At 73.0% G+C, this 14,629-nt stretch carries 11 protein-coding genes; 6 read left to right on the forward strand and 5 right to left on the reverse strand.

What is annotated here, in order from left to right; translation table 11 throughout:
* Positions 1-26 precede the first annotated feature (26 nt).
* Positions 27-521: a peroxiredoxin family protein gene (locus ACH5AF_RS06010; RefSeq protein WP_398900213.1), complete on the forward strand. Its 495-nt coding sequence runs from the start codon at positions 27-29 to the stop codon at positions 519-521.
* 24 nt (positions 522-545) lie between these two features.
* Here ACH5AF_RS06010 and ACH5AF_RS06015 read toward each other — a convergent pair whose 3' ends face one another.
* Positions 546-3,578, reverse strand: coding sequence for an alpha-mannosidase (locus ACH5AF_RS06015; protein ID WP_398900214.1), 3,033 nt, complete (start codon positions 3,576-3,578; stop codon positions 546-548).
* Positions 3,579-4,441: 863 nt separating this feature from the next.
* Between ACH5AF_RS06015 and ACH5AF_RS06020 the strand changes: the two genes are divergently transcribed.
* Positions 4,442-4,834 (forward strand): DUF6479 family protein, encoded by a 393-nt coding sequence (locus ACH5AF_RS06020; protein ID WP_398900215.1) that lies wholly within the window; start codon positions 4,442-4,444, stop codon positions 4,832-4,834.
* Between the two features lie 219 nt (positions 4,835-5,053).
* On the opposite strand, the gene ACH5AF_RS06025 is transcribed toward ACH5AF_RS06020, so the two are convergent.
* Complete coding sequence (locus ACH5AF_RS06025; protein ID WP_398900216.1) at positions 5,054-5,455, reverse strand: DUF3040 domain-containing protein; 402 nt, start codon at positions 5,453-5,455, stop codon at positions 5,054-5,056.
* Positions 5,456-5,499: 44 nt separating this feature from the next.
* Positions 5,500-5,652 (reverse strand): hypothetical protein, encoded by a 153-nt coding sequence (locus ACH5AF_RS06030; protein ID WP_398900217.1) that lies wholly within the window; start codon positions 5,650-5,652, stop codon positions 5,500-5,502.
* Between the two features lie 173 nt (positions 5,653-5,825).
* On the opposite strand from ACH5AF_RS06030, the gene ACH5AF_RS06035 reads away from it, so the two are divergent.
* From ACH5AF_RS06035 to ACH5AF_RS06050, 4 genes are all read left to right on the forward strand, one after another.
* Complete coding sequence (locus ACH5AF_RS06035; protein ID WP_398900218.1) at positions 5,826-7,409, forward strand: FAD-dependent oxidoreductase; 1,584 nt, start codon at positions 5,826-5,828, stop codon at positions 7,407-7,409.
* 133 nt (positions 7,410-7,542) lie between these two features.
* Positions 7,543-8,109, forward strand: a complete 567-nt coding sequence (locus tag ACH5AF_RS06040; RefSeq protein WP_398900219.1) for a (2Fe-2S)-binding protein — start codon at positions 7,543-7,545, stop codon at positions 8,107-8,109.
* A gap of 4 nt (positions 8,110-8,113) precedes the next feature.
* Positions 8,114-9,109 carry an FAD binding domain-containing protein gene (locus ACH5AF_RS06045; protein ID WP_398900220.1) on the forward strand — a complete coding sequence of 332 codons (996 nt, stop codon included), beginning with the start codon at positions 8,114-8,116 and terminating at the stop codon, positions 9,107-9,109.
* On the forward strand, positions 9,106-11,226 hold the full coding sequence (locus tag ACH5AF_RS06050) for a xanthine dehydrogenase family protein molybdopterin-binding subunit (RefSeq protein ID WP_398900221.1): 2,121 nt from the start codon (positions 9,106-9,108) through the stop codon (positions 11,224-11,226). The genes ACH5AF_RS06045 and ACH5AF_RS06050 overlap by 4 nt, the downstream gene beginning before the upstream one ends.
* Here the strand turns inward: ACH5AF_RS06050 and ACH5AF_RS06055 are convergent.
* A complete protein-coding gene (locus tag ACH5AF_RS06055) occupies positions 11,165-11,992 on the reverse strand; it encodes a uracil-DNA glycosylase (protein WP_398900222.1) in 828 nt (275 codons plus the stop codon). The genes ACH5AF_RS06050 and ACH5AF_RS06055 overlap by 62 nt on opposite strands.
* On the reverse strand, positions 11,989-14,562 hold the full coding sequence (locus ACH5AF_RS06060) for a SpoIIE family protein phosphatase (RefSeq protein WP_398900223.1): 2,574 nt from the start codon (positions 14,560-14,562) through the stop codon (positions 11,989-11,991). Before ACH5AF_RS06060 ends, ACH5AF_RS06055 begins: the two co-directional genes overlap by 4 nt.
* Positions 14,563-14,629 lie beyond the last annotated feature (67 nt).

The raw sequence follows: 14,629 nt of genomic DNA on the forward strand, positions 1-14,629 counted from the left end.
GTTACCGGAGAGTAAGAATGCTGCCCATGGCATCTTCACCCGACATCGGCGCCCCCGTCCCCGACTTCACCCTCCCCGGTGGCGTCCTGACCGGAGGCACCGACGGCACGTTCGAACGGCGCGACTTCACACTCAGCGAGCAGCGGGGCCGGCCGCTGGTCCTCGCCTTCTACCCCGGCGACGAGACCGCCGTGTGCACCAAGCAGCTGTGCTCGTACTCCAGCGGTCTGGAGACGTTCACGGACATCGGCGCCGAGGTGTGGGCGATCAGCCCGCAGGGGGTGGACAGCCACGAGGCCTTCGCCCGCAGGCACGGGCTGCGGATGCCGCTCCTGGCCGACACCGACCGGACGGTGGCGCGGGCGTTCGGCATCGCGGCGCCGGGGATCGGGCTTCGTCGCGCGGTGTTCCTGGTCGCCGCCGGCGGGGCGCTGCACTGGAAGCACGTGGGCCTGTTCGGGGCGACCTTCCAGTCGGCGGACACACTGGCCCGCCACCTCAGGGCTCTCCAGGAAGCGTGAGGCGGCGGGCCGGGTGTCCTCCGGTCAGGCCCCGCGGAACAGTCGCAGGGTGACCAGCTCGAACGGGCGCAGGATCAACAGGACGGCTCCATTGGCCAGTTCGGGCCGGGCCGCGTCGGCGAGCGGGCGCTCCAGCAGGTCCGTCGCCGCGACGGCGGTGGCGGTGAAGCCCGGGACGACCCGCGTCCGGGCCCGGCCGCCCACCGACTCGTAGAGCCGCACCACCACGTCTCCGCTGCCGTCGTCGGCGAGCTTCACGGCACTGACGACGACGGCGTCGTTGTCGACGGTGACCAGCGGGGCGACGGGGGTGTCACCCGTGACGCGCCGCTCGGGCAGGTTGATGCGAAAGCCCTCGCGGACGGCGTCCGCGATCGACGCGCCCGGCACCAGGGCGTGCCGGAAGCGGTGCACGCCCTGATCGGTCTCGGGGTCGGGGAAGCGGGGCGCGCGCAGCAGGGACACCCGCAGGGTCGTGGTGGTGCCGGAGCCGGCCGCGCGCACGGTGCGAGTCACGTCGTGGCCGTAGGTCGAGTCGTTGACCAGCGCGATGCCCCAGCCCGGTTCCTCCACGTGCACGAAGCGGTGGTTGCACGCCTCGAACTTGGCCGCCTCCCAGCTGGTGTTGGTGTGGGTGGCCCGGTGGAAGTGGCCGAACTGGGTCTCGGAGGCGTACCGCTCGGCGTGGATGTCGAGCGGGAAGGACGCCTTGAGGAACTTCTCCGTCTCGTGCCAGTCGACCTCGGTGTCGATGTCGAGGCGCTTCGCGCCCGGCGCGAGCGTGAGCACCTGCGTGACCCTCGACGCGCCGAAGCTGCGCACGACGCGCACGGCCGCGGACGACCCGGCGTCGACCGCGCGGACCTCTTCGGCCTCGGTGAGGTCGGTGACGCTGTTCCGGTAGAACGCGTCGACGTCCCAGGCGTCCCACATGTTCGGGAAATCAGGGTGGATCTGGAGGAGGTTCGCCGCCCTGCCGGGGGCGACGGTCTCGCGTTCGGCGGCGATGTCGTACGCGGACACGACCAGGCCCCGGGTGTCGATCCGGACCCTCAGCAGTCCGTTGTCGAGGACGAACCCGCCCCCTTCCCCACCCGTCAGGCGGGCAGTGCCGCCGACGGCGGACACGGCGGCACCGCCGGCCGCGACACCGTGGCGCTCGTGCGGGGCGGCGTTGAAGACCAGCTCCCGGCCGGCCGCCGGGTCTCCGGCGAGCGCCCGCTGGGCCGCGCCGACGATGCCGTTCAGCTCCATCGCGACGGCCGCGTAGGTCTTCTCCGCCTCACGGTGCACCCAGGCGATGGACGAGCCGGGCAGGATGTCGTGGAACTGGTGCAGCAGGACGGTCTTCCAGATGCGGTCCAACTGCTCGTACGGGTAGGCGAAGCCCACCCGTACGGCCGCGGTCGACGCCCACAGCTCCGCCTCGCGCAGCAGGTGCTCGCTGCGCCGGTTTCCCTGCTTGGTCTTCGCCTGGCTGGTCAGGGTGGCGCGGTGCAGCTCCAGGTAGAGCTCGCCGACCCACACGGGCGGAGCCGGATAATCGGCCTCGGCCTTGGTGAAGAACTCCCCGGGGGTCTCCCACTTCACGGTCGCCGACCCTTCGAGGTCGCGTAGCCGGGCCGCCTTGGCGACCATCTCGCGGGTGGTGCCGCCGCCGCCGTCGCCCCAGCCGGTCGGCGCCAGCGAGTGCCTCGCTGCGCCCTTGTCCTTGAAGTTCTTCGCCGCGTGGGCGATCTCGCTGCCCTTCATCGAGCAGTTGTAGGTGTCGACGGGCGGGAAGTGCGTGAAGATGCGCGTGCCGTCGATGCCCTCCCAGAGGAAGGTGTGGTGGGGGAACGTGTTCGTCTGCGACCAGGAGATCTTCTGGGTGAGCAGCCATTTGGCGCCCGCGGCCCTGATGATCTGGGGCAGTCCGGCCGCGAACCCGAACGTGTCGGGCAGCCATGCCTCGTCGTTCTCGATGCCGAACTCGTCGAGGAAGAAGCGCTTGCCGTGCACGAACTGCCGTGCCATGGCCTCCGAGCCGGGCATGTTGGTGTCGGACTCGACCCACATGCCGCCGGCCGGCACGAACCGGCCGTCGGTGATGGCCTTCTTGACCTTGGCGTAGACCTCGGGCCGGTGTTCCTTGATCCAGGCGAACTGCTGCGCCTGCGACATGGCGAAGACGAACTCCGGTTCGTGCTCCAGCAGTGCCGTCATGTTGGAGGTCGTACGGGCGACCTTGCGCACCGTCTCGCGCAGCGGCCACAGCCATGCCGAGTCGATGTGGGCGTGGCCGACGGCGCTGATGCGGTGGGCGGAGGGTTCGGCCGGGGCGGCGAGGACGCCGGCGAGCTGTTCACGGGCGGCCGCGGCGCTGCCGCCCACGTCCTGGAGGTCGACGCGGTCCAGCGCGCGGCCCACGGCGCGCAGGATGTCGTGGCGGCGGGCGCCGTCCGCGGGGAGCTCGTGCATCAGCTCGCCGAGCACTTCCAGGTCCAGCACGAGCTGCCACACGACCTCGTCGAAGACGGCGAGGTCCATGCGGGCGAGCCGGTACTGCGGCTCGCTGCCCGCGGTCTCCTTGTCGCCGAGCCTCGTCGGCACGAAGGGGTGGTAGTCGAGGATCACCGGGTTGGACGCGGCCTCGACGTGCAGCTGGACCTCTTCGCCGCCGGCGACGGGTGCGCCGATGCGGACCCACTGGTTGCGCGGGTTGAGGCCCTTCACCGGGGTGCCGTCGGGGCGGTAGACGAGACCCTCGCACTGGAAGCCGGGCATGTTCTCGTCGAAGCCGAGGTCGAGGACCGCCTCGACCGTACGGCCTGCCCACTCGGTCGGCACCGTCCCGGTGACGGTGAACCAGCTGGTGCCCCACGGAGCACCCCAACGGTCGCCGGCGGCGATCGGCGCGGGCGTCGCGGCGAGTCCTTCGGCGACCGGGACGGGCTCGCCCGGCGCGTTCCACACGGCCACGTCGAGCGGCACGGATGCGGGGTACACCGCGGGGCGGATGCGTTCGTCGAGAACACGCTTCAGGCGTGCCTCGACGAGAGTGCGGTCGTCATGCATGAGGGGTGCTCCGGGGGCGGGTGGGGCGTTACCAGGGGTGGTCGGAGGTTGCGGCGGTGGACACGGTGTACAGCTCCCCCACCGCGCGGAGTTCGAACCGGGCGGCCCGTTCACCCTGTTCCGGCTTCGGGCAGGGGACGAAGTGGGCCCGCCGGCAGTCGCGTCGAGGAAGCGCCGTGTCCCGTCAGGCAGGACACGGTGCAGGGTGTAGTCGTGCACGGCGCCGGGGGCGGGCCGCCAGGCGAGGCGCAGGCCCGCGGCGGAGGCGTCGGTGACGCGCAGGGCCGTCGGAGCGGCGGGGGCGGCTACGGTCCCGGCGTGCACGGCGAGGGCGCCGAGCCGCCATGTCACGGGGCCGCCGCTGCCGGTGAGCCGTACGCGATGGCATGGACGGTGCCGGTCAGGCCCGCGAGCCGTACGGTTCGTGTGCTCCATCCCGCTCCGGCGGTGCCGACGGGCAGTTACGCGTAGGGCGTGGCCGGCCCGGGCCGGCCGCTTCGGCGGTGGCGACGGCCGGTTCGACGGTGACCTCGCCCGCGTCGGCGCGGTGGGTCAGTGGGTCAGTTCGACGACGGTGTCCGCGGCGAGTGGCACCGGGTGGCGTACAGGTCGAGCGTGGCGGGCGCGTCGAGGGTGCCGTCGACGCGAAGGCTGCTGCCGCCGTGCCAGGTCGAACCCGACCGCCGGCCGGGTGCCGGCGGTGCGGAGGACCGGCCCGCTCGGTGGTGCAGGTGCAGGTGCAGGTGCAGGTGCCGCTGTCGGAGCTGATCGAGCGGGAGAGCACGGCTCCGTTGCGTGCCGTCAATTAGGGCTTCCGGGTCCATACTGGCTCATAAGAGAGCCAGAATGGGTAACCGATAGCCATGGCCACTTACAGTCAATCGGCTCAGGACGCCGCCACGGTGCTCGCCGCAGGCGAGGGAGCGCCGGCGGTCATCGTCTTCCTCCTCGTGGTGCTCGGCCTGCTGGTCCTGCTCGTGTGGATCGTCTGGCAGGTGGGTGCCAGAAGGCGGCGCGACACGCCCCCCTCGCGGGAGGAGCAGCCCGTTCCGCCAGACCATCAGACCCACGTCGAGAGCCGTCTCGAGCCGGACGAGCTGGACCCGACCCAGGGACACCAGGCTCCCGGCCGACTGACCCCGCACGAACTGCACGGCTACGGGAACATGCCGTCCCGGCTTGCCCCCGAGAAGGAGCCCCCGCGCGATGCCGACGACAGCGGCGGAGCCTTCGGCAGCGGCGGCCACGGCGGTTGAGCCCGTCCGCAGCGGCTGACCGCTGCACCGGACACCGCTGAGCCGGGGACCGCGCAGGTCCCCGGCTCAGCTTCGCCGGCTCGGCATCTCGGGCTCAGCTTCTCGGGCTACGAAGCGCTCAGCCTCTCAGCGCCTCTCAGCGGCCTCCATGCGCCGCAGCCTCGCGGCCCGGCTCGGCCCGGCTCGGCCGGGCTCGTCCTCCGCCCGCTCTCGGCCCCCTCAGCCAGGCTCGTCGTCCGCCCTGCCTCCGTCGCCGGGCGCCCCGGCACCACCCCCACCGCCACCGGAGTCACCGTACGAACCGGCGACGAGCCGCCGTGACCAGCGGCAGACCAGCAGGAGCAGCCCCACCAGAGTGAGCACCCAGGCCCCGGCGAACGCCCAGATCAGGGGCGGTGACGAGGACGACGCGGCCATGACCAGCAGCGTCGCGGTCACCGCACCACAGAGACAGGTCCCGCCGGCGAGCAGATGCCTGCGGAACCCGCTCGGGGCTCGCCGGAACGGCGGTCCTGTGCGCATCGTCCGCAGGTGCCGGTCGAGGACCGCGTCGGCTCGCAGATCCCTTTCGATCGCAGCGAGTATCGCGCGCTCCCTCTGGGACAGTCCGGCTCCGTCCATTACCCGCGCCTCCCATACGCAGTCGGGCGGATGTACGGGGTGGCTCAGTCCTCACCCCGGACGATGGTCGTCTCGGCACCTCTGTCGGCCCGGTCCGCCTCGCCGCCTCTGCGGACGATGGCGGGGACGCACGTCCGCACCCGTTCGTGTTCCGGTATCTCGCTGCTCATCGGCTCGGTGTCGGCCTGGGGGTCCACGGCTGACATCTCCTCTTGTCCCTCGGTCCCGGCAGTCCTGAGGCATCGCCGGGGCCCGGCTTGTCGTTGACGTGAGATGCGGGTACCCGCAAGCCCGGCCGCCAGTCCCGACAAAAGGGATGAAAGGCCGGAGAGGCAGGCTTCGGTCGCGGCGGACGGGGCACTCGCCCGGCATGCCGAACGACCCAGAGACCCCGCCCCTGGCCGCCCCGCCGCACACCACCGAGTCGCACTGGCTGCGCACGAGCGGCACCACCTCGTATCCGCCCGTGGCCGAGAACAAGACGGTGGACACCGTCGTGGTCGGCGGCGGCATCGCGGGACTGAGCACCGCCTGGGAACTGACCCGGGCCGGGCGTTCGGTCGCCGTCCTGGAGGCGGACCGCATCGCCTCCGGCGTCACCGGCTTCACCACCGCGAAGCTCACCGCCCAGCACGGGCTGCGGTACGAGCGGCTGCGCCGCACGCGCGGACCCGAGGGCGCCAAGCTGTACGCGCGCTCACAGCAGGCGGCGGTCGAGCGGGTGGCCGAGATCTCCGCGGAACTGCGCGTCGACTGCGAGCTGGAACACGTACCCGCGTACACCTACTCGCGCGACACCGCGCAGCGCCCCGCCCTGCGGGCCGAGGCCGAGGCCGCACGGGCGGCAGGCCTGGACGCCTCGTACGTCGAGGTGACGGGTCTGCCCTTCACGGTGGCAGGCGCCGTGCGCATCGACGGTCAGGCGCAGTTCCACCCGCGCAAGTACCTTCTCGCGCTGGCCGCCGACATCACCGCGTACGGCAGCACCATCCATGAGCGCAGCCGGGTGACCGGGCTGCGGGAGGGCAGGCCGTGCCAGGTCACGACGGAGAACGGCTGGACGGTCACGGCGCGCGACGTCGTCGTCGCGACCCACTTCCCCGTCTTCGACCGGGCGCTGCTGTTCGCCCGGATGTCGCCGCGCCGTGAACTGGTCGTCGCGGGTCCCGTCGCCGCCGACCGGGATCCGGACGGGATGTACATCTGCGAGGAGGGCACCAAGCGATCCGTGCGCACGGCGCCCCTCGGCGACGGCAGCCGACTGCTCATCGTGACCGGGGAGAGCTTCACGCCCGGCACCGCCGACACGGCCGAGAGGTTCCGCCGTCTGGACGACTGGATGCACGCCCATTTCCCGGTGGCCGAGACGCGCTACCGCTGGGCCGCCCAGGACAACGACCCCAGCGACTCGGTCCCGCTGATCGGCACGTTCCACCCGGGGGCCCGCCACACGTTCGTGGCGACCGGCTTCGGCGGCTGGGGCATGAGCAGCGGTGTGCTGGCCGGACGGCTGATCGCCGAACTGATCTGCGCCGCCCCTCCCCCGTGGACGGAGCTGTACGACCCGCGCAGACTGTGGAGCACGCTGCGCGAGGCGCCGACGATGCTCTCCCAGCAGGCCGAGGTCGCCCAGCACTTCGTCGGCGACCGCCTGCGCACGACCCATGTCGACTCGGCCGACGAGATCCCGGCCGGCACCGGCGCGGTCGTCCGTCTGAACGGGCGGCGCAGCGCGGTGTACCGCGACGACGCGGGCCTCTGCCACGCCGTTTCCGCACGCTGCACACATCTGGGCTGTCTGGTGTCGTTCAACTCCGTGGAGCGCACGTGGGAGTGCCCGTGCCACGGTTCCCGGTTCGGCGTCGACGGATCGGTGCTCCAGGGACCGGCCGTACGCCCGCTCGAACAGCGCGATCTCGAGGGCCCGCACTCCCCGGACACGGACGAGGCCTGAGCCGAGTGCGGGAGGCGGTCCATTCGCCGGGGCGCTCGGCGAGCGTGACGGCGTGATCCGTCACAGGCTGGGAGGAGCAGCCGCCGCTGGGCGGCCCACGGTTCGGTGAACGGGACACGGAAAGGCGCCAGGCGTGGAAGAAAGCAGGCGACAGGGGAGCGTGGACACCGCCGATGCCGCGGACGCCCACCGCTCCGTCCTCACCCTCCGTGTCAACAACGTCGCGTACACGATCTCCCTCGACCACCGCACCACCGTGCTGGACGCCCTGCGTGAGCGGCTGGACGTCACGGGGCCGAAGAAGGGCTGCGACCACGGCCAGTGCGGTGCGTGCACGGTGCTGGTCGACGGCAGGCGGATGCTCGCGTGTCTGCTGCCCGCCGTGTCCTTCGACGGGTCGCGGATCATCACGGCCGAAGGGCTGGCCGCGGATGGGCGGCTGCATCCGCTCCAGGAGGCGTTCGTGAGACGCGACGCCCTGCAGTGCGGGTACTGCACTCCGGGTCAGATCTGCTCGGCGGTCGGCATGCTGGCCGAGGCCGCGCAGGGTCACCCCTCCCAGGTGACGGCCGTGGACCACCCGGGCGGTGCGGTCGAGCTGACGCGCGAGGAGATCGGCGAGCGCATGAGCGGCAACGTGTGCCGCTGCGGTGCCTACCCGAACATCGTGGCCGCGATCGAGGACGTCGTCGAGGAGTGAGCCAGTGAAACCGTACGGCTATGTCCGCGCCATGAGCCCCGAGCAGGCCGTCGAGGCGTATGCCGCCCACCCCGGGGCCCAGTACCTCGCCGGCGGCACCAACCTGGTCGATCTGATGAAGCTCGGCGTCGCCGCTCCCGACGTGCTGGTCGACGTCCGGCGGCTGCCGCTGGACGGCGTCGACGACACTCCGGACGGGGGTCTGCTGATCGGTGCGACGGTACGCAACAGCGATCTCGCCGCGCATCGGGCCGTACGCTCGCGCTACCCCGCCCTGTCGCAGGCGCTGCTCGCCGGGGCGTCGGGTCAGCTGCGCAACGCGGCGACGACCGGCGGCAACCTCCTTCAGCGCACCCGCTGCACGTACTTCCAGGACCTCTCCAAGCCCTGCAACAAGCGTGTGCCGGGGACGGGTTGCCCGGCGAGGGAGGGGGTACACCGTGACCTGGCCGTCCTCGGGCACTCCGCGCACTGCGTCGCCACGCACCCCTCCGACATGGCGGTCGCGCTCGCCGCGTTCGACGCCTCGGTGCGGCTGCGGGGCACGGGTGGCGAACGGGCCCTTCCGGTCACGGAGTTCCACCGCCTGCCCGGCGACCGTCCGGACCGGGACACCGAGATCGGCGACGGCGAGCTGATCACCGCCGTGGAGCTGCCCCGGCCGCCGGACGGCGCGCGTTCGGTGTACCGCAAGGTCCGCGATCGTGCCTCGTACGCCTTCGCGCTGGTCTCCGTCGCGGCGGTCCTCGCCGTCGAGGACGGCCGGATCCGGCATGTCGCGCTCGCCTTCGGCGGGCTGGCGCACCGTCCGTGGCGGGCCTGGACGGCCGAGGAGCGGCTGGTCGGCGCGCCGGCCGCCACGGCGTCCTTCGAGCATGCGGTCGAGGCGGAGCTGGATGCGGCCGAGCCGCTGCGGGACAACGGCTTCAAGGTACGGCTCGCCGGTGACCTGGCCGTGCGGGTGCTCAGCGGCCTCGTGCCCTCGGGGGAGGCGCGATGAGCGGGTCGGATGTCCTGGGCGGCGACGCCGTGCGCCGGGAGGCACGTGACAAGGTCACCGGGCGGGCACGCTACGCCGCCGAGGCCGATCCGCCAGGGCGGGCGTACGCCTGGCCCGTGGCCGCCGGGATCCCCCGCGGCCGCGTCACCTCCATCGACAGCGGCCCGGCACTGGCGCTCCCCGGCGTCCTCGCGGTCCTCACCCACGAGAACGCGCCGCGTCTGGAACCCTGCGACGATGCGACCCTGGCCGTCCTCCAGGACGCACGCGTTCCGCACCGCGGCTGGTACGTCGCCCTCGTCGTGGCGGACACGCTGGAGAACGCGCGCGCGGGAGCCGCCGCCGTGGGTGTCTCCTACGAGGCCGAGGAGCACGACGTCCGGCTGACCGGCGACCGTCCGGACCTGTACACGCCTCAGGAGGCGAACGGCGGCTACCCCGGCGTGCGCGAACGCGGCGACGTCGAGGGCGCGTTCGCCGCCGCGACGGTGCGGGTGGACGCCACGTACACGCTGACGGCGCTGCACAACCATCCGATGGAACCGCACGCCTCGACCGCCGAGTGGCGGGACGGCCGGCTGACGGTGCACGACTCCAGTCAGGGCGGGGGCATCGTGCGCGAGGTGCTCGCGACGATGTTCGGGATGGACCGGCACGACATCACGGTGGTCTCCGAGCATGTCGGCGGCGGCTTCGGTTCCAAGGGCACACCGCGCCCGCAGGTGGTGCTCGCCGCGATGGCCGCGCGGCATACGGCACGGCCGGTCACGCTCGCCCTGCCGAGGCGCCAGCTGGCGGCGGTCGTGGGCCACCGCGCGCCCACGGTGCACCGGGTACGGATCGGCGCCGGTCCGGACGGGGTGATCACGGCGCTGGAGCACGATGTGGTCACCCACACCTCGCGCGTGCGCGAGTTCGTGGAGCAGGCCGCGGTGCCTGCCCGCGTCATGTACACCTCCCCCAACAGCCGTACGGTGCACCGGGTAGCGGCCCTCGACGTGCCGAGCCCCTCCTGGATGCGGGCGCCGGGCGAGGCGTCCGGGATGTACGCGCTGGAATCGGCGATGGACGAGCTCGCGGAGGCCACCGGGATCGACCCGGTGGAACTGCGGATGCGCAACGAGCCCGACGTCGAGCCCGACAGCGGCCGCCCGTTCAGCAGCCGCGGTCTTGTCGCCTGCCTGCGCGAGGGAGTACGGCGCTTCGGCTGGGAGGGCCGCGATCCGCGCCCCGGGGTGCGGTGGGAGGGGGATCTGCTTCTCGGCACGGGCGTCGCGGCGAGCACCTACCCCGTGCTGATCAGCCCGTCGCGCGCCAGTGCGCAGGCGGACGCCGACGGCACGTACCGGATCGCGGTCAACGCGACCGATCTCGGCACCGGTGCGCGGACCGTGCTCGCCCAGATCGCGGCGGACGCCCTGGGGGCACCCCTGGAATCGGTCCGCATCGACATCGGCAGCACCGACCTGCCGGCGGCGCCGCTCGCGGGCGGATCGGCGGGCACCGCGTCATGGGGCTGGGCGGTGCACAAGGCGGCTTCGGCCCTCGCCGTGCGGCTGACGAGGCTGCCGGGCGGGGTGCCCGGCGGCGGGCTGACGGTCACGGCCGACACCAAGGCGGAGACCTCCCAGGAACCGCCGTACGCACGGCACGCGTTCGGCGCCGTCTTCGCGGAGGTGCAGGTCGACGCGGTGACCGGCGAGGTGCGGGTACGTCGGTTGCTCGGCATCTACGCCGCAGGGCGCATCCTCAACTCCCGTACCGCCCGCTCGCAGTTCATCGGCGGCATGACGATGGGGCTGGGCATGGCGCTGACGGAGGGCAGCACCATGGACCCGGTCTTCGGCGACTTCGCCGAGTGCGATCTCGCCCTGTACCACGTGCCGGTCAGTGCCGACGTGCCCGTGGTCCAGGCGGACTGGATCGAGGAGGACGACCCGCATCTCAACCCGATGGGCAGCAAGGGCATCGGCGAGATCGGCATCGTCGGCACGGCGGCGGCGATCGGCAACGCGGTCCACCATGCGGTGGGTGCACGCCTTCGGGAGCCGCCGCTCACCCCGGACAAGGTCCTGGCCCATCTGCACCGGACACGGGCCGCGTCGCCAGGCCGGTGACGCGGGCGGCACGGCGGAAGACGTCGACGAGCATCGGCCGCGTGACACGTCCCGTGAACACATTGCGCCTGCTGGGGTGGTAGCAGCCGAAGAGGTGTAGCTCACCGGGTCCGTCCCCGGCCGGCAGGGTGACCACGGCACCGTGCCCGAACAAGGGGCGCGGGCGCGGCACCTGGTACCCGGCGTCGGCGAGGACGGGCAGCAGGGCCTGCCAGCCGAACGCGCCGAGGACGACGACGCCGCGCAGCCGGGTGAGGAGCCCGAGTTCCGCCGCGAGCCAGGGGCGGCAGGTGTTCCGTTCCTCGGGGGTGGGCCGGTTCTGCGGAGGGGCGCAGTGGACGGGGGCGGTGACGCGCACGCCGCGCAGTCGCAGCCCGTCGCCGCGGTGGGTGGAGGTGGGCTGCGACGCGAGTCCGGCGGCGTGCAGGGCGGCGAACAGGACGTCCCCGGAGTCGTCGCCGGTGAACATCCGGCCGGTGCGGTTGCCGCCGTGGGCGGCCGGGGCGAGGCCGACGACGGCGAGGACCGCGTCGGGGGGCCCGAAGCCGGGCACGGGACGCCCCCAGTAGTCCCAGTCGCGGAAGGCGGCCCGCCGCTCCTCGGCGACGCTCTCCCGCCAGGCGACGAGCCGTGGGCAGGCCCGGCAGCGTGCGACCTGGTCGTCCAGCGCGGCGAGGTCGGCACAGTGCGGCGCGGTCCGGGCGGGAAAGCCCGGTTCGCCTGTGTCCGACTCCCCGCGCCGGGACCGTTCGTCCCGGGGACTCACCGCCGGCCCCCGGCCGGCGGGTGCGCGTCGGCCGGCTCGGACCAGCGGGCGGCGAGCAGGAGCGCGATGTCGTCGGGTCGGTCGACGTTCCGGCGGGCCTCGTTGATCAGCCGGTCCGCCGTGTCGGCGAGCGGGGACGAGCCCACGTCCGACAGTGTCCGGCGCAGCCGTTCGATGCCCTGGTCGATGTCGAGGCCGGGCTGTTCGACCAGCCCGTCCGTGAACAGGGCGAGTACGGCACCGGGCGCCAGGGTGAGTTCGGTGACGGGGTACACGGCGTCCGCGGCGACGCCGAGAACGACGCCGCCCGGCAGGTCCAGCACGTCCGTGCGGCCGTCGGGGTGGCGCAGCAGGGGCTGGAGGTGGCCCGCCCGGACGGCCAGGGCGCTGCCCGTCGTGGGGTCGAGGAGGATGTAGCAGCAGCTGGCGAACTGGCCGGGGTCGAGGTCCATGAGCAGCCGGTTGGTGCCGCCCATCACCTCCTCGGGGCTGTGCCCGCTGACGGCCAGGGCCCGTACGGCGCTGCGGAGTTGTCCCATGGTGGCGGCGGCCGAGACGCCGTGGCCCTGGACGTCGCCGATGACGATGGCCGGCCCGCGGCCCGTCTCGATCACGTCGTACCAGTCGCCGCCGACCTCCATCCCCTGGGTGCCCGCGAGGTAGCGGCCCACTGTGTCGAGCTGGTCGACCACGGGCAGCCGGTGTGGGAGGAGCGCGTCCTGGAGGCCGCGGGCGAGGGCGGCCTCGGAGTCGTAGCGCTGGGCGCGTTGCAGGGCCTGGGCTATGAGGCCGGCGAGGGCGGTGAGGACCGTGCGCTCCTCCGGGCTGAAGCCGCGCGGCTGGTCGAAGCCGAGGATGCACGAGCCCACCGGGCGGCCGGAGGCGATCAGGGGCAGGAACGCGCGGGCGCCGACGTGGGCGTCGAGGGGGATGCCCGGATAGGCGGTGGCCAGATGCTGCATGGACTCGAAGAACAGCGGGCGGCCGGAGGTCAGCGTCTCGACACCGGGGAGGTTGGCGTCCAGACCCACGCCGTCGAAGCGGCTGAGGAAGCCGCGCGGGAAGCCGGTCTCCCAGGCGAGATGGAGATGGCGGTTGGTCAGCAGATAGATGGCGAGCTGCCGGCCGCCGAAGGCCGGCAGCAGTTCCTCGGTGACCACGGCGGAGACCTGACGGGCCGTGACCGCCTCGGTCAGTGCGATCGCGAGGGCGACGGGGCGGTACAGGTCGACGGCGCGGTCGGCCGGGGACCCGGGGCCGGCGCCGGGGGTGGCGGCGGATTCCGGGGCGTAGACGGGGTGTTCGCCGGCGTTGAGCGTGACGGTCAGCCCGTCGATCCCGGGGAAGAGCGAGACCGAGAGCCACTCGCCGCCCCGGTTGACGGTGAAGTGCACGGGGTCGGTGGACAGCAGGGCGGCCCGGTAGTGGTCCTCGTGGGCGGCCTGCCCGAACCATGGCACGGTCTCCCACAGGACGCGGCCGATCAGTTCGGTCCGCGGCCGGCCGAGCAGTGTCTCCGCCCGGTTGTTGAGGTAGGTGATACGGCCGAGGCGGTCGACGTTGCAGACGCCGTGCGGGAGCCGGTCGGCGGCCTCGGCGACGACCGGCCCGGCGCCGAGGTCGATCAGGTAGCCGGTCAGACGCGTCCCGGGCGGGCCGTTCTGGGCGCGTTCGCGGCGTCCGGACAGTTCGAGCAGATGCGGTCTGCCGTCGGCCCCCTGCAGCCGCATGCGGCGGCTCACCGGCCGGTCGGACGCCACCGCCTGCCGGGCCAGGGCCCACAGCCCGTAGGCGTCCTCCGGCTCGATGCGCGTCGCGATTGCCTCGACGGTGAGTGGCAGTTGGTCGGGGGAGGTGCCGAGGATGGCGCACCAGCCCTCGTCGCCGCGGACGGTGCCGTCCACGAGGTTCCAGTCGAAGGTGCCGATCCGCACCGCGGGCGAGGTCACGGAGGGGAGGGTGACGGACAGCGCCTCGTCGTCCCACTCGATCCGCGGGCCGCCCACCGACATGGCGGCGAGCGTGGCGGCGAGATTCGCCGCCACCTCTTGCAGACGGCGGCGGTCCGCGTCGTCGACGGGCAGGCCGGGGGTCGCGGGACGCAGCACTGCGAGCACGCCGAACGTCTCGCGCTCATGGGTGATCGGCACGTACAACGAGGCGAAGGGGAACGGCAGACCGGCCATGAGCTGTGGATAGAGGCGCATCCCCTCCTCCGCGTCGTGGAGGTGGACGGGCCGGCCCGTCCGGTAGACGTCCGAGTGGGGGAAGGGACGGTTCACATGCATATGGCGCCAGTGGCGGAAGAGCTTGGCCGGCAACCCGGCGATCACGGCGAGACGCAGGAGCTCGGGAGAGCTGGAGCGCAGGTAGAGACCGCCGGCGAAGCCGCCGACGGCCTCGATGCCGCTCACCTCGGCCTGGGCGAGCACCATCGGCAGTTTCTCGGGCGCCGGGCCGCCCTCGTCCGCCGCCGCGGGCCCCGCTCCTGCCTGGGCGGACGGACGGCGCCTGCCCGTGCCGTACCAGGTCACCCTGTCAGGATGCTCCCCCACGACCGGGCTCCGCATCTTCGTGGCGCCCGCGGAGGCCGTCGCCGCGGGCCGGTTCCTGCGTCGCCCGGCGGTCTGGACGGCT

This window comes from Streptomyces sp. NPDC018833, from assembly GCF_044390825.1.
Classification (GTDB): Bacteria; Actinomycetota; Actinomycetes; order Streptomycetales; family Streptomycetaceae; genus Streptomyces.